The 18,354-nt window shown below is 66.3% G+C and carries 13 protein-coding genes and 1 riboswitch; of the genes, 10 read left to right on the forward strand and 3 right to left on the reverse strand.

Annotated features, from left to right (window positions below; translation table 11 throughout):
* Nucleotides 1–199: 199 nt before the first annotated feature.
* Complete coding sequence (valS, locus tag AB0313_RS13920) at nt 200–2,821, reverse strand: valine--tRNA ligase (protein ID WP_366306159.1); 2,622 nt, start codon at nt 2,819–2,821, stop codon at nt 200–202.
* Between the two features lie 81 nt (nt 2,822–2,902).
* Between valS and AB0313_RS13925 the strand changes: the two genes are divergently transcribed.
* Together AB0313_RS13925 and AB0313_RS13930 are read left to right on the forward strand one after the other, a co-directional pair.
* Nucleotides 2,903–3,274, forward strand: a complete 372-nt coding sequence (locus AB0313_RS13925; protein ID WP_141941789.1) for a DUF488 domain-containing protein — start codon at nt 2,903–2,905, stop codon at nt 3,272–3,274.
* Nucleotides 3,275–3,292: 18 nt separating this feature from the next.
* Complete coding sequence (locus AB0313_RS13930; protein ID WP_307306341.1) at nt 3,293–4,051, forward strand: SDR family oxidoreductase; 759 nt, start codon at nt 3,293–3,295, stop codon at nt 4,049–4,051.
* On the opposite strand, the gene AB0313_RS13935 is transcribed toward AB0313_RS13930, so the two are convergent.
* Complete coding sequence (locus AB0313_RS13935; RefSeq protein WP_366306161.1) at nt 4,048–5,055, reverse strand: endonuclease/exonuclease/phosphatase family protein; 1,008 nt, start codon at nt 5,053–5,055, stop codon at nt 4,048–4,050. The two genes, AB0313_RS13930 and AB0313_RS13935, sit on opposite strands and share 4 nt — an antisense overlap.
* A gap of 373 nt (nt 5,056–5,428) precedes the next feature.
* Here AB0313_RS13935 and ileS point away from each other — a divergent pair, with 373 nt between their 5' ends.
* Genes ileS through ndk form a run of 4 tightly spaced genes read left to right on the forward strand, consistent with a single transcriptional unit; the run spans nt 5,429 to nt 11,020 of the window.
* Nucleotides 5,429–8,737 (forward strand): isoleucine--tRNA ligase, encoded by a 3,309-nt coding sequence (ileS, locus tag AB0313_RS13940; protein ID WP_366306163.1) that lies wholly within the window; start codon nt 5,429–5,431, stop codon nt 8,735–8,737.
* A 3-nt stretch (nt 8,738–8,740) separates the two neighbouring features.
* Nucleotides 8,741–10,099 (forward strand): folylpolyglutamate synthase/dihydrofolate synthase family protein, encoded by a 1,359-nt coding sequence (locus tag AB0313_RS13945; protein WP_366306165.1) that lies wholly within the window; start codon nt 8,741–8,743, stop codon nt 10,097–10,099.
* 2 nt (nt 10,100–10,101) lie between these two features.
* Complete coding sequence (locus AB0313_RS13950) at nt 10,102–10,566, forward strand: DUF4233 domain-containing protein (protein WP_141946374.1); 465 nt, start codon at nt 10,102–10,104, stop codon at nt 10,564–10,566.
* 37 nt (nt 10,567–10,603) lie between these two features.
* Nucleotides 10,604–11,020 carry a nucleoside-diphosphate kinase gene (ndk, locus tag AB0313_RS13955; protein ID WP_141941779.1) on the forward strand — a complete coding sequence of 139 codons (417 nt, stop codon included), beginning with the start codon at nt 10,604–10,606 and terminating at the stop codon, nt 11,018–11,020.
* Between the two features lie 115 nt (nt 11,021–11,135).
* Here ndk and AB0313_RS13960 read toward each other — a convergent pair whose 3' ends face one another.
* Nucleotides 11,136–11,804 carry a vitamin K epoxide reductase family protein gene (locus AB0313_RS13960; RefSeq protein ID WP_141941777.1) on the reverse strand — a complete coding sequence of 223 codons (669 nt, stop codon included), beginning with the start codon at nt 11,802–11,804 and terminating at the stop codon, nt 11,136–11,138.
* Between the two features lie 438 nt (nt 11,805–12,242).
* On the opposite strand from AB0313_RS13960, the gene AB0313_RS13965 reads away from it, so the two are divergent.
* The 4 genes from AB0313_RS13965 to rpmA all read left to right on the forward strand — a co-directional run bounded on the left by AB0313_RS13965 (nt 12,243) and on the right by rpmA (nt 18,296).
* Nucleotides 12,243–15,605, forward strand: coding sequence for an Rne/Rng family ribonuclease (locus tag AB0313_RS13965; RefSeq protein WP_366306168.1), 3,363 nt, complete (start codon nt 12,243–12,245; stop codon nt 15,603–15,605).
* Nucleotides 15,606–15,771: 166 nt separating this feature from the next.
* Nucleotides 15,772–15,869, forward strand: a riboswitch (TPP riboswitch).
* A 7-nt stretch (nt 15,870–15,876) separates the two neighbouring features.
* Nucleotides 15,877–17,397, forward strand: coding sequence for a bifunctional hydroxymethylpyrimidine kinase/phosphomethylpyrimidine kinase (gene thiD, locus AB0313_RS13970; RefSeq protein ID WP_366306226.1), 1,521 nt, complete (start codon nt 15,877–15,879; stop codon nt 17,395–17,397).
* A 265-nt stretch (nt 17,398–17,662) separates the two neighbouring features.
* Nucleotides 17,663–17,971: a 50S ribosomal protein L21 gene (rplU, locus tag AB0313_RS13975; RefSeq protein ID WP_141946370.1), complete on the forward strand. Its 309-nt coding sequence runs from the start codon at nt 17,663–17,665 to the stop codon at nt 17,969–17,971.
* A 61-nt stretch (nt 17,972–18,032) separates the two neighbouring features.
* The gene (gene rpmA / locus AB0313_RS13980) at nt 18,033–18,296 is read left to right on the forward strand and encodes a 50S ribosomal protein L27 (RefSeq protein WP_009372867.1); all 264 of its coding nucleotides are present in this window, start codon (nt 18,033–18,035) and stop codon (nt 18,294–18,296) included.
* Nucleotides 18,297–18,354 lie beyond the last annotated feature (58 nt).

Genomic DNA, 18,354 nt, shown 5'->3' on the forward strand with positions numbered 1-18,354 from the left:
GTATTTTGACGCAGCCATCGGCAAAGTTGAATGCAAGCTGTCAGTGACGGGGCAGTAAGACCTGAAGATCAGCGGATCCTGCCAGACCATCAGAGCACGTCACCGGATGGCCGAAACAGTCGAAGCCCCACCAACGGCAAAACGCTGATGGGGCTTCCCCTTTGCCCGGAAACAGGGCCGGGCCGGCTATGGGCGCCTGTCAGGCCTTGGCGGGCTCGTCACTGGCCGCCAGGGCAACGTCGCTCACCGTGAGGTCGCCTTCACCCACCACCAAAGTGATGTCCCGGGCGTTGGACGCGGCCTTGAGGTCGGCCAGTCCCGCCTGCAGTTGCGCGGTCAGCGCTTCCGGGGCCGTGATGGTCGCGGACAACACCTCGGTGCGCTGCTTGACCTTCGCCTCCGACTTGGCCTTGCGGACACCGCTGAGCGCCACGCCAACGGTCGCCAGCATGGTGGTGTCCCCACCGGGAATCTCCAGCGCGGCGGGCCACGCCGCCCGGTGCACGGAGCCGTTGCGCCACCAGCTCCATACTTCCTCCGTGGCGAAGGGCAGGAACGGGGCGAAGAGCCGCAGCAGGGTGTCCAGGGCAGTAGCCAGCGCAGCAAGCACGGACGCCTGCTCCGCTTCTCCCGCTGCACCGTATGCGCGGTCCTTGATCAGCTCAACATAGTCGTCCGTGAACTGCCAGAAGAACGACTCCGTGAGCTGAAGGGCGCGGGCATAGTCGTAGTTGTCGAACGCCCTGGTGGACTGCGCGACGACGTCGGCCAACTGTGCCAGCAGCGCACGGTCCAAGGGGTTCGTCAGGACGGACAGGTCACCGGAGAGCACAGAGTTCTCGGTGGCACCCAGGTTCAGCACGAACTTGGAGGCGTTCAGCAGCTTGATGGCCAGTCGCCGCCCGATCTTCATCTGGGCGATCTCGTAAGCGGTGTCCGCGCCCAGCCGCGCGGAAGCCGCCCAGTAGCGGACGGCGTCCGAACCGTATTCGTTCAGCACATCCGTGGGGACCACCACGTTGCCCTTGGACTTGGACATCTTCTTGCGGTCCGGGTCCAGGATCCAGCCGGAGATGGCCGCGTGCTTCCAGGGAGCGCACTTCTGCAGCGCATCGGCACGGACCACCGAGGAGAACAGCCAGGTCCGGATGATGTCGTGGCCCTGCGGGCGGAGGTCGAACGGGAAGACTTTGCCGAACAGTTCCTCATCCCTGCTCCAGCCGCCCACGATCTGCGGGGTCAGGGACGACGTTGCCCACGTGTCCAGCACGTCCGCGTCTCCCGTGAAGCCGTTGGGCTGATCACGCTGGGCCTCGTCGAATCCCGGTGCGGCGTCGGCCGCCGGGTCCACCGGGAGCAGGTCGTCGGAGGGCAGGATGGGGTTGTCATAGTCCGGGTTGCCCTGGGCATCGAGCGGGTACCAGACGGGGATGGGCACACCAAAGAAGCGCTGGCGTGAGACCAGCCAGTCGCCGTTGAGGCCCGCGATCCAGTTCTCGTAGCGGGAGCGCATGAAGGACGGGTGGAAGTCGATTTCCTTGCCCCGGCCGATCAGGCGTTCGCGGCGGTCCTCGTCGCGGCCGCCGTTGCGGATGTACCACTGGCGGGAGGTGACCACTTCCAGGGGCTTGTCGCCCTTTTCGAAGAAGTTCACCGGGTGGCTGATCTTTTTCGGTTCACCGTCCAGCAGGCCGGCTTCCTTGAGCAGCTCCACCACGGCTTCCTTGGCGGAGAAGGCAGTCTTGCCGGCGATTGCGGCGTAGGCTGCCTTGCCGGCGTCGCTGGTGATCCACTCGGGGGTCTCAGCAATAATGCGCCCGTCGCGGCCCATGATGGCGCGCGTGGGAAGCTGCAGTTCGCGCCACCAGGTGACGTCGGTGAGGTCGCCGAAGGTGCAGACCATGGCGATGCCGGAACCCTTGTCCGCCTTTGCCAGCGGGTGGGCCTTGACCTCCAGCTCGACGTCGAACAGCGGGGACTTCACGGTCTTGCCGAACAGCGGCTGGTACCGCTCGTCGTCGGGGTTTGCCACCAGCGCCGCGCACGCCGCCAGCAACTCCGGACGGGTGGTCTCGATGAAGACCTTCTCCCCGTCTTCCGTGAAGAAGGGATAGCGGTAGTAAGCGCCGGGAACTTCCCGGTCCTCGAGCTCTGCCTGGGCCACTGCGGTGCGGAAAGTAACATCCCACAGCGTGGGTGCCTCGGCCATGTAGGCATCCCCGGCAGCCAGGTTGGCCAGGAAGGCGCGCTGGGACACGGCACGGGAGGTGTCGTCGATGGTGCGGTAGGTGAGGTCCCAGTCCACGGACAGGCCCAGGGTCTGGAACAGGTTCTCGAAGACCTTTTCGTCTTCGACGGCCAGTTCCTCGCACAGTTCGATGAAGTTCTGGCGCGACACCACATCGAAATCGCGCTGGTTCTTGGCCGGCTGCGCCGGTGGCCGGTAGTCGGCGTTGTACGGGATGGCGGGATCGCAGCGGACACCGTAGTAATTCTGGACCCGGCGCTCGGTGGGCAGGCCGTTGTCGTCCCAGCCCATGGGGTAGAAGACGTTCCTGCCGGTCATGCGCATGTAGCGGGCCTGGACGTCCGTCTGGGTGAAGGAGAACATGTGCCCCACATGCAGGGATCCCGACGCGGTGGGCGGGGGAGTGTCGATCGAATAGACCTGCTCCCGGGTGGTGTCGGGGTTGAACTTGTAGGTTCCTTCGGACAGCCAGCGCTGGGTGAGCGCGGCTTCGAGGCCCTCGAGGGCCGGCTTGTCCGGAACGTTGATGGGGGCGGTGGTGGGCGTGTCTGTACCCTGCGTGTCTTCAGCCATTGGGCAATTCTTTCATGCCCGCTTCCATCCCACCCAACCCGCGGGGTCCGGCGGGACGCGGGCACGGGTAGCATGCGCCTTATGAGCGGCATTCACGGAACCATTCGCATAAAGCGCATTTATGACCCGCCGGCGGACGACGACGGCTTCCGGGTGCTGGTGGACCGGCTCTGGCCGCGGGGGATGCCCAAGGAGGGCGCCGCCGTCGACCTCTGGCTCAAGGACGTGGCACCGTCCACGGAGCTGCGCAAGGAGTTCAACCACCGCCCGGAGCGGTTTGCCGACTTCAGCGACCGCTACCGGGCGGAACTGGGCACCAATCCTGCCGTAGAGACGCTCCTGGAGCTGTCGGCCGGCCATCCCCGGGTCACCCTCCTCTACGCCGCCCGCGATACCGATGCCAACAATGCACGCGTCCTTCTTGATTACCTCGTGGGACTGGCCGCCGACTGATCCGGCTAGGGTGGTGCCATGACTGAGGAATTGCAGAAAAAGGCAGCATTGGTAACCGGCGCGAGCAGCGGAATCGGCGAGGCTGCAGTGCGTGCGCTCCGCGCCGACGGGTGGACGGTCTTCGCCGTGGCGCGACGGGCCGAACGGCTCGCGGCCCTGGAAAGGGACACGGGCGCCGTCGCCATTCCTGCAGACATTGCGGAGGACGACGACGTGTCCCGGCTTCTCGCGCAGGTCACCGGTGCTGGCGGCATCGATACCCTGATCAACATCGCCGGCGGCGCCCGGGGAGCTGACAAAGTGGGGGACGCCACCACGGAGGACTGGGAATGGATGTACCGCGTCAACGTCCTGGGCACCATGAAGCTCACCCGCGCCTTCCTGCCCATGCTGCGCGCCACCGGCGAGGGCACCGTGCTGAACCTGACCTCAACGGCGGGCCTGGAAGCGTACGAAGGCGGCGGAGGCTATAACGCAGCCAAGTTCGGCCAGCACGCCCTGACCAACGCCCTCCGGCTTGAGGAAGCCGATCACAACGTCCGCGTCATCGAGGTGGCGCCGGGACTGGTGCAGACGGAGGAGTTCGCGCTCAACCGCCTGGGGGACGCACAGGCGGCCGGCAAGGTGTACCAGGGCGTTGAGAAGCCACTGACTGCGGAGGATGTGGCCGACGTGGTCCGTTACGCCGTCACACTCCCGCACCACGTCAACCTGGACCAGATCGTCATCCGGCCGGTGGCGCAGGCCGGCACCCACAAGCTGATCAGGAAAAGCTAGGGCACCTGGGCATGGAGCGTTGCTATAACTGCGGCGTGATCCGTCCCATCCACCCTTTGGACGGTGTATTCGGAGCCCTTGATGTCGGGACTGGCCACCAGGTGGTCAAGCGCAATCCCCGGCAGTCGGTAATCGCGCATGGGCCACGTGGGCACCAGCCGGTCGCCCAGCGAGGCGGCCACGTCCACCAGGGCGCGGTTGCCGCCGGTTCCGGCCAGCAGCGCCCGGAACTCCCGGTGGTCGTACGTCGCGTTGAAGTCTCCCGCCAGCAGCAGGGGGCCTGAACCGTTGTCCGCTCTGGCCACCGTGGCCAGGTCACGCCGCCATTGGCCGAGGCCGTCCCCCACGGGGGCCAGGGTGTGGACGGCCACAACGCGAAGGCCGGTGCCGCTTCCGTCACCGAGGTCCAGGCGGACCACCGGCATGGTGAACTGCGTACCGGGGAGCACTCCGGTCTCCTTCATGCTGAACGACGTGTAGATGGCCGTCCCGCCTGCGCCGGTCCTGGGATGGGCGTCACGGTGGGGTAGGAGGCCGTCAAGCCCGGCGGCCGCGAGCCGTCGGGACAGTTCCGGCGTGTACTCCTCGACCGCCAGCAGGTCCACATGCCGGTCGCGGACCAGTCGCACGATGCCCTCGGCGTCTGCGCCCCCCAACTCCGCATTGATGCTCATGGCGACAAGCGTGATCTGTTTGCCGGCAGCTTCGGCCGCGGGCTCCCGAACGTCCAATGGGAAGAGCCAGAACGCTTGGCACGCGGCCAGGGCGGCGGCCAGCACCTGCTGCCAGCGGCGCCGTCCCAGGAAGGAAAGCAGCAGTGCCGCGGCGGCGGGCACTGCGAGCCAGGGGGTGAACGCCACGAGCTGGACCCCCAGCACGGGCAGGTCGGCGGGCAGCCCGCGCAGGGCTGAGACCACTGCCACCGGCAGTACAACGGGGAAGAACAGCCATCTGCCCGCGGCAGCCAGGCGCCTGGCTGCTGCCGAACGCCCGGGAGCTGTCATGAGCCGAGTCTAGGCATTGAGCGCGGGAAGCGTCAGCCCCCAGCAACCGTCCCCTGAATGGCACTGGCGCTGCGGCGATAGTAGACTCTGGTGTGGCTATGACCCGGCAATCACCGGTGAGCTTCCGGAAGAACGCACGGGCGCCCCGTACAAGGGCGCGCCGCGCCAGTAGAACCGGACGGGTAAGCCCGTTACAGCAGTCAATGAGCGGCCGGTGCAGGGCGGTTCCCCAAGGGAACCGGCAGCGCCGGTAAGTGAGGTGGTACCGCGGTGGGCGTGCAGTTTTGGGACAGCACGGCAGCCGTCCTCGCATCCTGATCGGAACGAAAGGCGCAAGCCCGCAGTTCGCCAAGCTCAACCCGGGATGTCGAGAATGACTTTTTACCCCAAGGCCTCAGCCTCCGCCAGTGGCACGCGCGGCGTTTCCGCCTCCGTGAAGTTTCCGGAGATCGAAGAGCGCATCCTGAAGTACTGGGACCAGGACGGCACCTTCCAGGCCAGCATCGACCAGCGCAGTGCCGACGTTCCCGGCGGCGAGCCGGGCAGCAACGAATTCGTGTTCTACGACGGCCCGCCCTTCGCCAACGGCCTGCCGCACTACGGCCACCTCCTTACGGGCTACGCCAAGGACCTGGTGGGCCGCTACCAGACTCAGCGCGGCAAGCGCGTGGAACGCCGCTTTGGCTGGGACACCCACGGCCTGCCTGCCGAGCTTGAAGCCATGAAGCAGCTGGGCATGACGGACAAGACCCAGATCGAAGCCATGGGCATCGACAAGTTCAACGACGCCTGCCGGGCATCGGTCATGAAGTACGCCGATGAATGGCGTAGCTATGTCACCCGCCAGGCGCGCTGGGTGGACTTCGACAACGACTACAAGACGCTCAATGTCGAGTACATGGAGTCGGTCCTCTGGGCCTTCAAGCAGCTGCACGACAAAGGCCTGACGTACAACGGCTATCGCGTCCTGCCCTACTGCTGGAAGGACGAAACGCCGCTGTCCAACCATGAGCTGCGCATGGACGACGATGTGTACAAGAACCGCCAGGACCAGACCGTCACCGTCACGTTCCCCATCCGCGCGGGCGCGTCGGAGCTGTCAAAGGAACTCGCCGGAGTGCAGGCCCTGGCCTGGACCACCACCCCCTGGACCCTGCCCACCAACGCCGCGCTCGCCGTCGGGCCTTCCATCACTTACGTTGTGCTGCCCGCCGGACCCAACGGCATCAAGGCAGCCTCCGCTGACGCCCCGGTCACGGGCAGCTTCCTGCTCGCAGCGGATTTGCTGGGCAGCTACGCCAAGGACCTGGGCTACGACAGCTTCGAGGACGCGGAAGCCGCCGTCATGTCCACCCACACCGGCGCGGAGCTTGAAGGCCTGGAGTACCAGCGGCTCTGGGACGACTTTGCCGACAACGAAAAGTACGGCATGGAAAACGCCTGGCGCTTCGTGGTGGCCGACTACGTGACCACCACGGACGGTACGGGCATCGTGCACCAGGCGCCCGCCTACGGTGAAGACGACCAGAAGGTGTGCGAGGAAGCCGGCATCCCCGTGGTGCTCTCCGTGGACGAGGGCGCAAAGTTCCTGCCGCTGTTCAAGCACGGCGCCCTCCACGACATCGTGGGCCTCCAGGTCTTCGACGCCAACAAGCCCATCACCCAGGTGCTCCGCGCCCAGGGGCGGCTGGTCCGCCAGGCCAGCTACGAGCACAGCTACCCGCACTGCTGGCGCTGCCGCAACCCGCTGATCTATCGCGCGGTGTCTTCCTGGTACGTGGAGGTCACCAAGTTCAAGGACCGGATGTCCGAACTGAACCAGGAGATCAACTGGATCCCCGGCAACGTCAAGGACGGCCAGTTTGGCAAGTGGCTGGAAAACGCCCGGGACTGGTCCATCAGCCGGAACCGTTTCTGGGGCAGCCCCATCCCCGTCTGGCAGTCCAGCGATCCGGAGTACCCGCGCACCGACGTCTACGGCTCCCTGGCGGAGATCGAAGCCGACTTCGGCCGGCTGCCGCTGAACAAGGACGGCGAGGTGGACCTGCACCGGCCGTTCATCGACGAGCTCACCAGGCCCAACCCGGACGATCCCCGCACCCCCGAAGAGGGCCAGTCGGTGATGCGCCGCGTTGAGGACGTCCTGGACGTCTGGTTCGACTCCGGCTCCATGCCCTACGGCCAGGTGCACTACCCGTTCGAGAACGAGGCGTGGTTCAACACCCACAACCCGGCGGACTTCATCGTGGAGTACATCGGGCAGACCCGCGGCTGGTTTTACATGCTGCACATCCTGTCCACGGCACTGTTCGACCGGCCCGCCTTCAGGAACGTCATCAGCCACGGCATCGTGCTCGGCTCCGACGGCCAGAAGATGTCCAAGAGCCTGCGCAACTACCCGGACGTCTCCGAGGTCCTGGACCGTGACGGCTCCGACGCCATGCGCTGGTTCCTGATGTCCAGCCCCATCCTGCGCGGCGGCAACCTGATCGTCACCGAGCAGGGCATCCGCGACGGCGTCCGCCAGGTCATCCTGCCGCTGTGGAACGTGTACAGCTTCTTCACCCTGTACACGAACGCCGCCAACGGCGGTGCAGGCTACGACGCCAAGCTGCGCTATGAGGGCTACCGGGACACGCTGGACCAGTACCTCCTGGCCAACACCGGAGACCTGGTGCGCACCATGACCGGCCAACTGGACACCTATGACATCTCCGGCGCGTGCGATTCGCTGCGCAGCTACCTGGACATGCTCACCAACTGGTACGTCCGCCGCAGCCGGCAGCGGTTCTTCGACGAGGACCAGGACGCCTTCGACGCACTGTTCACCGCGCTGGAGACCGTCACCCGTGCTGCTGCGTCGCTGCTGCCGCTGGTCTCCGAGGAGATCTGGCGCGGCCTGACCGGCGGCCGGTCCGTGCACCTCGCCGACTGGCCTGACGCTGACCTGTTCCCGGCCAACCCGTCCCTGGTGGAAGCCATGGACCGGGTCCAGCAGATCTGCTCCACCGGCTCCTCGCTGCGGAAGGCAGCGAACCTGCGCGTCCGCCTGCCGCTGCAGGAACTCACCGTGGTGGCACCCGGCGCGGGCGCACTCGAAGGCTTTGCCGCCGTCGTCGCCGATGAACTCAACCTCCGGTCCGTCCGCCTGCTGGACGCCGCAACCGCTTCCCCCGAAGAGTTCGGCATCCAGCAGAAGCTGGTGGTCAACGCCCGTGCCGCCGGTCCGCGCCTGGGCAAGAATGTCCAGGTGGCCATCAAGGGCTCCAAGTCCGGGGACTGGTCCGTGGACGATGCGGGCGTGGTCACCGCCGGCGGCCTCCAGCTGGAGCCGCAGGAGTACACGCTGGAGACGGTGGTGGCAGAATCCGACGGCGGTTCGGCAGCTGTTGCCGTACTTCCCGGCGGCGGCTTCGTTGTGCTCAATACCGAGGTCACGCCGGAGCTGGAAGCCGAAGGTCTGGCCCGCGACATGGTCCGCGCCATCCAGCAGGCACGCAAGGACGCCGGACTCAACGTGAGCGACCGGATCCGGACCACGGTCACCGCCGCGCAGAACGTGGTGGATGCCCTGCTCGCCAACGCTGAACTTGTCAAGGGTGAGACGCTGACGGTGGATCTGGCCGCTGAACCTGCCGATGTGTCCGAGCCCGCCGTCGCGGTGGAAAAAGTGGAGGCCTAGGACATGACCGACGAATTCTCGGTTGAAAGCGTTTATGCCGAACTGCTGGGCCGGGCTCCGGAAAACAAGATGGAGCCCCGCCTGGCGCCGCTGTTCCGTGCCATGGACGTGCTGGGCGAGCCCAACAAGGCGTACCCGATCATCCACGTGACCGGCACGAACGGCAAGACCTCCACCTCCCGGATGATCGAGTCCGTGCTCCGCGCGCACGGCCTGAGCACGGGCCGGTACACCAGTCCGCACCTGTCCAAGGTCACCGAGCGGATCAGCATCGACGGCCACCCCGTCTCCGACGATGCGTTCGTCAGGATCTGGGACGAAATCAGGCCCTACCTGCAGATTGTCGACTCCGAACTGGAAGCCGAGGGCCAGCCGCGGCTGACCTACTTCGAGTGCCTCACCATCCTGGGCTTCGCCATCTTCGCCGACCAGCCCGTCAACGTGGCCATCATCGAGGTGGGCCTTGGCGGCATCACCGACGCCACCAACGTCGGTGACGGCCAGGTGTCGGTAGTGACGCCGATTTCGCTGGACCACACGGACCTGCTGGGCGACACCACCGAGGACATCGCCTACGAAAAGGCCGGCATCATCAAGCCCGGCGGCTACCTCATCAGCGCGGCCCAGCCCCTTGACGCGGCCCAGGTGCTGCTGGAAAAGGCCAAGGAAGTGGGTGTGCCGTTCCGCTTCGAAGGCGTGGAGTTCGGCGTCGAGTCGCGCACTGTCGCTGTTGGTGGGCAGCTGGTCACCATCCAGGGCATCGCAGGCCGCTACCCGGACCTGCTGGTGCCGCTGCATGGTGCGCACCAGGCGCAGAACGCCGCCGTTGCGGTGGCCGCGCTGGAGGCATTCTTCGGCGGCGAGAAGGAGCTCGACTTCGATGTTCTGCAGGAAGGCTTCGCGGCTGTGACATCCCCGGGGCGCCTCGAGGTGGTGCGGACTGCCCCCACGATCATCGTGGACGCCGCGCACAACCCGGATGGCATCAAGGCCTCCGCTGCCGCGCTGCAGGAAGCATTTACCTTCACCAAGCTGGTTCCCGTCGTGGGCGTGCTCAAGGAAAAGGATGCTGAGGAAATCCTCCGGGAACTCAAGGAGTCCTTGGAAGGGGTAGCGGACGAATACTGCTTCACGCAGTCCAACTCGCCCCGGGCCGTTCCTGCTGCCGAACTGGCTGAGCTGGCGATCGAGCTGGGCTTCGGCGAGGACAATGTCCACATTGCCGAGAAACTGGACGACGCGCTGGAATGGGCGGTGGAACGGGCCGAAGCCAACGAGGACCTGTCCGGCGGTGTGCTGGTCACCGGCTCCATCACGCTGGTGGCCGAAGCGCGGATCCTGCTCGGAAAAACGGAGGCGTGACCGTGGCCAGACTCACCAAAGCACAGCGCGAGTGGCGTCCCGGGATGCCGAAGAAGCGGCGTTCCACCAAGGTCATGTTCGCCTCAACGGTCCTGCTCCTCGAAGCGTTCGTCATGTTCTTCGCCACCCTGGCGGTGTTCGGCCTCCGCCGCGGTGAGTTTCCGCCGGTGCTGATCCTCGGGGTCGGCATCGGCCTCAGCGTGCTCATGGTCGCCGCCTGCGCGGTCCTCAACAGACCCTGGGGAATCGGTGTGGGCTGGGTCCTGCAACTGGTCCTGATCCTCATGGGCATTATCGAACCGACCATGTACCTGGTGGGCGCGCTCTTCGCCCTCGCCTGGTGGTACGGCATACGCACCGGCATCCGGCTGGACCGCGAGGCCGCCCAGCGAGCACGCGAGCAGGCGGAATGGGAAGCCGCCCACCCCGACCAGGCTGCCGGTCCGGCCCAGCCCCAGTCCCCGTAGACTTGTCCCGAAACCCCACCAACCCATTGGAGCAGTTGTGACTACAGAGCGCACCCTCGTCCTGATCAAGCCCGACGGCGTCGCCCGTAACCTGACCGGCGCCATCCTGGCCCGTATTGAAGCCAAGGGCTACAGCCTTGTTGAGCTGAAGAAGGTTGACGCCACCCGTGAACTGCTGGAGCAGCACTACGAGGAACACGTGGGCAAGCCCTTTTACGAGCCGCTGGTGGAGTTCATGCTCAGCGGCCCCGTGGTGGCGGCCATCTTCGAAGGCCACCGCGTCATCGAAGGTTTCCGCTCACTCGCAGGCACCACCGATCCCACGACGGCGGCCCCCGGCACCATCCGTGGCGACTTCGGCCGCGACTGGGGCCTGAAGGTCCAGCAGAACCTGGTGCACGGCTCCGACTCGACCGATTCCGCCGAGCGCGAGATCAAGATCTGGTTCCAGTAACCGGCGGTCGCGCCCCGCGCAGTGGCGTGGACCAAAGCGTTGCCATCTGACAGATAAGGCCAATGTTCTTCGTGAACATTGGCCTTATCCTTTATCCGCCGGGGGAGCCGCCCGGCTAGAAGCCCGAGGTCCCCACAAACACCTGGATGAACGCGAAGAAGATGGTGGCGACGACGGCCACGTAGAGCAGCGCGGTAAGGATCCAGCCGGAATCACCCAGGAGCCGGGCCGCACCTGCCGGGACGGGAATGACGCCGGCTGCGATGTTCCTGATGGTGGTCCACACGAAGAGCGGGATCATGGCTGCCCAGACGATCATGCACAGCGGGCAGAGGATGTGGATGGAGTACAGGGCCTGCGACCACAGCCAGACAACGAAGGCGAAGCCCAGCGTGACTCCGGTCTGCAGCCCCAGCCAGTACCAGCGGGCAAAGGTTGCCCCGGAGAGCAGGGCCATGCCCACGGTGATGATGACGGCGAAGGCCACAATCCCAATGAACATGTTGGGAAAGCCGAATACGGAACTCTGCCACGTCTGCATTACCTGGCCGCACGAAATCCAGGGATTCACGTCGCACACCGTGGCGTGGTTGGGATCCTTAAGTACTTCGAGTTTTTCCAGGACCAGGGTTCCCGACGCAAGCCAGCCTGTGATGCCGGTGATCACCAGCAGCCAGCCGAAAGGCCGGTTCCGGGCCATGGGGGGAAGGCTTCCGGCAGCACTGGCCTGTGGATCGGCTGCCCGTCCATGTTCCTGGGCGCTGACGGGGGAGATGCTGGGCATGGGTGTGGCGTCCTTTTCGTCCGGTGCTCCTGTGCCTGATTGTAACGCCGGCGGCTGGAGCCATCACACAGCAACGGGAACAGCAGCACCTGCCTCCGCGGCGATCCTGCCGCGGTATGAGAGAATGAACGTGGCTGGAAGCCGATCCACATTCGGACTCCGGTCCGGTGGCTTGTTCCCAAGACCGCCAATGATGAGCAGGGCAGGCTTCGGATTCTTCCGGCACACCCGCGACTCCATTGGGCGGCACCTGGTTGTGGCACGTGGAACAACGGGTTTTCAGAACATCCACCGGCTCCCACGGGCTGCCGCACCCCAACGACGGTGCGAACCTGGGAGTATCCACTTGACTTCTGTCAACGCCTGCGGGTTTTGACAATATGTGCCCCAATGGGTGCCGGATGTGGCGGTACGTCAGGGGCAGGAGTGTTGCCACATATGGACAATGATCAGGAACTGGCCGTTAATGACACAGCAGCGGACGCCGATGCTGCTGCACCCAGGAAGGCCCCGCGTACGCGCCGCAAGGCGGCTCCAAAGACCAGCGAAGACGTGACGGCCGCCGGGGGCGGCTCAGAGGCCCCTGACCCCACCGGTGCTGACGGTGCCGTGGCGGAAGAGGCGCCCAAGGCGCCGGCCCGTCGGACCCGCGCCAGGAAAAAAGTCGACGCTGCCGAACCCCTGCCCGCCTTCGCCGATGAAGCAGACCCCGCCGTCGCCGCTGCCGTTGTTGACAGTCCCGCCGCTGAGGAGCCCGGTGCTGCATCTGCTCCGGCACCTGCGGCCGACGTTGAAACCAAACTCGTTCGCCGCCGCCGGGTCGCCACCCGCAAGGTTGCATCCCCCGCTGCGGCCCCCGTGGTGGAAGCCAACGAGGCGGAAGCTGTCGTTGCTGAATCCACAGCGTCGAACGCCGGGGAGCAGGAGTCCGCCTCCGCCCAGGCAGCCACCGCCGCCCAGGAGCCCGCCGCCCCGGATGCCGGTGAGCAGCAGGCCACCCAGGAGCCCACCGCCGCAGAGGCTGCGAAGCAGGACAGGGAACCAGCGGCCGCTCCGGCCGGAGAAACCGCCGCGCCCGCCAGCCCCTTTGGCTCGCTCTTCCTGGAACCCGCGTCGCCCACCTCAGTGCTCTTCCAGGCCCCGGACCTCAGCACGGTTGTCCGCCCCGCCGCGGCCGCCGCAGAGGAGCCTGAAGAGGAGGAGGCCGAAGACACCGACGACTCCTCCAGCCGCCGCCGGCGCCGCAGCCGTGGCCGCCGTGGCCGCAGCCGGACCGGCGAGAGGACGGACGAGGACCTTGAAAACGGCGCGGAGGCTGACGCCGAAGACGAGGCCGACGAGGATACCGCCGGGCAGGTGGAGGACGGGGTGACCTCCCGCCGCCGCCGTCGCCGCCGCCGCGGTGACCAGGACCTTGAACTGACCGGCGGCGGAGATGACGATCCCCCCAACACGGTGACCAGGGTCCGTGCACCGCGACCTGTCAGCGACGTCCCGGTGAGCAACCGGGTGACCAGCGTAAAGGGTTCCACCCGGCTTGAGGCCAAGAAGCAGCGCCGCCGTGAATCCCGCGACACCGGCCGCCGCCGCACCGTCATCACCGAGGCAGAGTTCCTGGCGCGCCGGGAGTCCGTCGACCGCCAGATGATCGTTCGCCAGCGCGACGACAGGATCCAGATCGCCGTCCTCGAAGACGGCGTCCTGGCAGAACACTTCGTGTCCAAGACCCAGCAGGACTCACTGATCGGCAACGTGTACCTGGGCAAGGTGCAGAACGTGCTGCCGTCAATGGAAGCTGCATTCGTCGACATCGGCCGGGGCCGCAACGCCGTCCTCTACGCCGGCGAGGTCAACTGGGAAGCCGTGAACCTCGAGGGCAAGCAGCGCCGCATCGAAAACGCGCTCAAGTCCGGCGACACCGTGCTGGTCCAGGTCACCAAGGACCCCGTGGGCCACAAGGGTGCCCGCCTGACCAGCCAGATCTCGCTTCCCGGACGCTACCTGGTCTACGTGCCCGGCGGCTCAATGACGGGCATCTCCCGCAAGCTGCCCGACGTCGAACGCAACCGGCTCAAGCGCATCCTCAAGGACCGCCTGCCCGAGCACGCCGGCGTCATTGTCCGTACTGCCGCCGAGGGCGCTTCCGAGGAAGAGCTGACGCACGACATCAACCGGCTGCGCGCCCAGTGGGAAGGCATCGAAAGCCAGGCCGCGTCCACCAAGATCCTGGCTCCGGAACTGCTGTACGGCGAACCGGACCTGACCATCAAGGTCGTCCGAGACGTCTTCAACGAAGACTTCTCCAAGCTCATCGTTTCCGGCGAGGAAGCCTGGGACACCATCGAGGCCTACGTCACCTACGTGGCACCTGACCTGGTGGGGCGGCTCGAGAAGTGGACCAAGGACCAGGACATCTTCTCCGCCTGGCGCATCGACGAACAGATCCACAAGGCCCTTGAGCGCAAGGTCTTCCTGCCCTCCGGCGGGTCCCTGGTGATCGACCGCACCGAGGCCATGACAGTGGTGGACGTCAACACCGGCAAGTTCACCGGCAGCGGCGGCAACCTCGAGGAAACCGTCACCAAGAACAACCTCGAAGCAGCCGAAGAAGTGGTGCGCCAGCTGCGCCTGCGCGACATCGGCGGCATTATCGTCATCGACTTCATCGACATGGTCCTCGAATCCAACCGCGACCTTGTCCTGCGCCGGCTGGTGGAGTGCCTGGGCCGGGACCGGACCAAGCACCAGGTGGCCGAAGTGACGTCGCTGGGCCTTGTCCAGATGACCCGCAAGCGCATGGGCACCGGGTTGCTGGAAGTCTTTGGCGAGCAGTGTGAGGCCTGCGCCGGCCGCGGCGTGGTCACCCACGACGATCCGGTGGAACACCGCCGCGCAAACATCGTGGCCGCCGAGCACCACGTCCAGCGCACCGACAGCCGCCCCGAACCGCGGGCCGAGGTGCACCGTCCCGAGGCGCAGCGGACCGACAACGCCCAGCAGGGACCCCGTTCCGAGCGCAAGCGCCGGCGCGGACGCGGCGGCCAGCAACCCGAGGCTGCGCCGGTGCCCGCGGTGCAGGTCCACACGGTCCTGCCGGAGGCGGCAGACGCGGAGCGGCACGCCAAAGCAGAAGCCACCCGGCTTGCCCTGGCAAACATCGCGGCTGCTGCCCATGCCGCCCATCTGCACGACGATGAGGTGGCGGCTGCCCGGCAGGTGCCACCGGCTCCGCCTGCGCCTGCACCCATGGAGGAGAAGCACGACGCCGACGCCCCGGCCCGACCGGCGGCTGTCCTGACCTTCGGGGGAGAGGAAGTCCCGCTTCCCTTCGTGGAGCACGCGGAGGAGCACCACCCCAAGCCGGCCCTGACCCTGGACCGGCTCGCAGAAGCGTTCGCCCACCTGGGCCAGCCCGCATCCTCTGTCGAGGATGCACCCGGCAAGGCCGCCGCTGCCCCGACGGGCGCCGAACCTGCAGCTGACCAGCCGGCACCGGAAGGGCGGACTGCCGGGGGAGGGGAAGCGCGCGCCACCGTTGATGCTCCGGCTGAAAAGGACTATTCGGACCACACTCTGGAGCAGTCCCGGCAGCGGCGGCCGCGCCGCCACCGCGCTGCCAGCCGTGCCCAGGGCGCCGCCAACGAGACCGCGGTGCAGCACCACGAGAGTGTCCAGGCGACCGCGTCGGGCCACTCCCACGAGGCCAAGGCCCCGGAGACCGCTGTTCCGTCGGCTGAGGTGGGCAAGGCCGCCGAGGAACCGATCATCCTCGGTGTCGGTGTGCCCGCTTCGGAGCTGTAAGCCACACGTCCGGAACGGACAGCAGCACAGAAACAGCCAGGAGTCCCCGTTTTGTGGACAGTTCCCCCTGTAAGTACAGGGGGAATTCTCCGCACGGCGGGGATTTCTGCTGGGTGCAGGGAAGGGGCTGTCACCTTTTTCCGGATGCGCGCCAGCGGCTAGGCTGGACCTCGACACGGGGTGCCGAGCAGAAGGCCGGCTGAGATCCAGACCCGTTGAACCTGTCCGGCTAGCACCGGCGAAGGGATGTCTCTTGTCTACGACCCTTTCCATGACCCTTCCGGCCGTACCGGGTGCTCCTGCGGGGGCGCCCGTGGGCCGCGACGTTCCACGGGTACTTTCCATCGCGGGCTCCGATCCCTCGGGTGGAGCAGGGATCCAGGCAGACCTGAAAAGCATCGCCGCCCACGGTGGATACGGCATGGCCGTGATTACGGCCCTCACCGCACAGAACACACGGGGGGTGCAGGCCGTGCACGTTCCCCCGGTTGCGTTCCTGGCGCAGCAGCTGGACGCCGTCAGCGACGACATCAGCATCGACGCCGTCAAGATCGGCATGCTGGGAGATGAAGCGGTAATCCGCACTGTCCGCGGCTGGCTGGAGAAAGTACGTCCCGCCGTCGTGGTCCTGGACCCGGTGATGGTGGCAACCAGCGGTGACCGGCTGCTCAAGGAATCCGCCGAAGCTGCCCTCCGGGAACTGCTGCCTCTTGCCCATCTCATTACCCCCAACCTGCCCGAGCTTGCCATGCTGGTGGGGGCGGAGCCGGCGGAGAGCTGGGACGCGGCCCTGGACCAGGGGAAGCAGTTGGCGAAGACCACCGGAGCCACGGTACTGGTGAAGGGCGGCCACTTGGCGGGGACGGACTGCCCTGACGCGCTGGTCAACGCCTCAGGCCTGCTGGCACAGGACGTGGTGGAAGTCCGGGGCAACCGGATTGCCACCCGCAACAGCCACGGCACCGGCTGCTCCCTGTCTTCTGCGATGGCCACCGTGCAGGCCCGGGTGGGCGACTGGGAAGCGTCGCTGCGGACCGTGAAGCCCTGGCTCGCCGGTGCGCTTGAGAACTCCGGAGAGCTGGAGGTGGGCCACGGGAACGGGCCCGTGCACCACTTCCACCACCTGCGGCCCGCCCTTCATGAAGGGGGCTTCGCTGCCCGGCTGTGGGACGAAGCCCAACAGGACCTCGACGACATCTACGCGCTGGACTTTATCCGGAGCCTGGGCTCGGGCGAGCTTGAGGAGAAGGACTTCGCCTACTACCTGGCCCAGGATGCCCTTTACCTCAACGGCTACTCCAGGGTCCTGGCCCGGGCCAGCGCCCTCGCACCATCGGAAGCCGAGCAGCTGTTCTGGGCCGGCTCCGCACAGCAGTGCCTCGAGGTGGAATCGGAACTCCACCGCTCCTGGCTGAGTAGCCGCCCGGCGCAGAGCGGACTGGGCCCCGTCACAAAGGCATACGTGGACCACCTCACCGCGGCGTCGGCGTCGGGCAGCTATGCAGTCCTGGCTGCCGCCGTCCTGCCCTGTTTCTGGCTCTACGCCGAAGTGGGGGAGAAGCTCCACGCGCGGTTCGTTGCCGCCGGTGAGCCTGACGGGCACGCCTACGCCGCGTGGCTCCGCACCTATGCGGATGAGGCGTTTGCCGCGGCCACCCGCCGGGCCATATCGATCGTTGACGCCGCCGGACGGAACGCCTCTGCGCAGGAGAGGGCAGCGATGCTGACCGCGTTCAAACAGTCCTGCCGCCTGGAGGTGGCTTTCTTCGACGCGCCGAGGCTGCATTCCTGACGTTTGCAGGCCGGGCCGCCGCTATTATGGAGGGGCGCGGTTGCGGTGCAGTCTGCCGGCCCTGTGGTTCCTACCACAGCCGGCCCGCCGGAACCAGCCTCATTTGCGGCCGAAGACGGATTTAGCGTATTCTGGATCTTCGGTGCTTACGCCAACACTTGGGTTATGACCCCACGGCGTTGAGGCACAGCGGGAACCCAGGCTTTTAGCATGTCGGTTCCGCACGCAAATTTTGTAATAAACGTCGAGAGAAGTGAGTTCCCAAGTGGTGTACGCGATTGTCCGCGCAGGCGGCCGCCAAGAGAAGGTTTCCGTTGGAGACTTCGTTACCCTGAACCGCGTCGCCGGTGGAGCCGGCAGCACCATCGAGCTGCCCGCACTGCTCCTGGTTGATGGTGACAAGGTCACCTCCGCCGCCGCTGACCTGGCCAAGGTAACTGTTACGGCTGAAATCCTCCAGGACCTGCGTGGTCCTAAGATTGTCATCCAGAAGTACAAGAACAAGACCGGTTACAAGAAGCGCCAGGGTCACCGCCAGGAACTGACCAAGGTCAAGATCACCGGCATCAAGTAACCACCGGTTACTGTTCAGGTATTTCAACAGATTCCCCAGAATTTAAAGGCAGGCATTTCAGATGGCACATAAAAAGGGCGCGAGCTCCACTCGCAACGGCCGCGATTCCAACGCTCAGTACCTCGGCGTCAAGCGCTTCGGCGGCCAGGTAGTTTCCGCAGGCGAAATCATCGTCCGCCAGCGTGGCACCCACTTCCACCCGGGCGCCGGCGTTGGCCGTGGCGGCGACGACACCCTGTTCGCCCTGACCCCGGGCGCCGTTGAATTCGGCACCCGCCGCGGTCGTCGCGTAGTCAACATCGTTGCTGCTGCAGCTGCAGAGTAACAACCAGTTCTGAAGCGGTGGAGCGGGCCTGAGGGTCCGCTCCACTGTTCTTTTAAGC

Origin of the sequence: Pseudarthrobacter sp. NPDC080039 (genome assembly GCF_040702335.1) — a bacterium.
In the GTDB taxonomy this organism is placed as follows: domain Bacteria; phylum Actinomycetota; class Actinomycetes; order Actinomycetales; family Micrococcaceae; genus Arthrobacter; species Arthrobacter enclensis_A.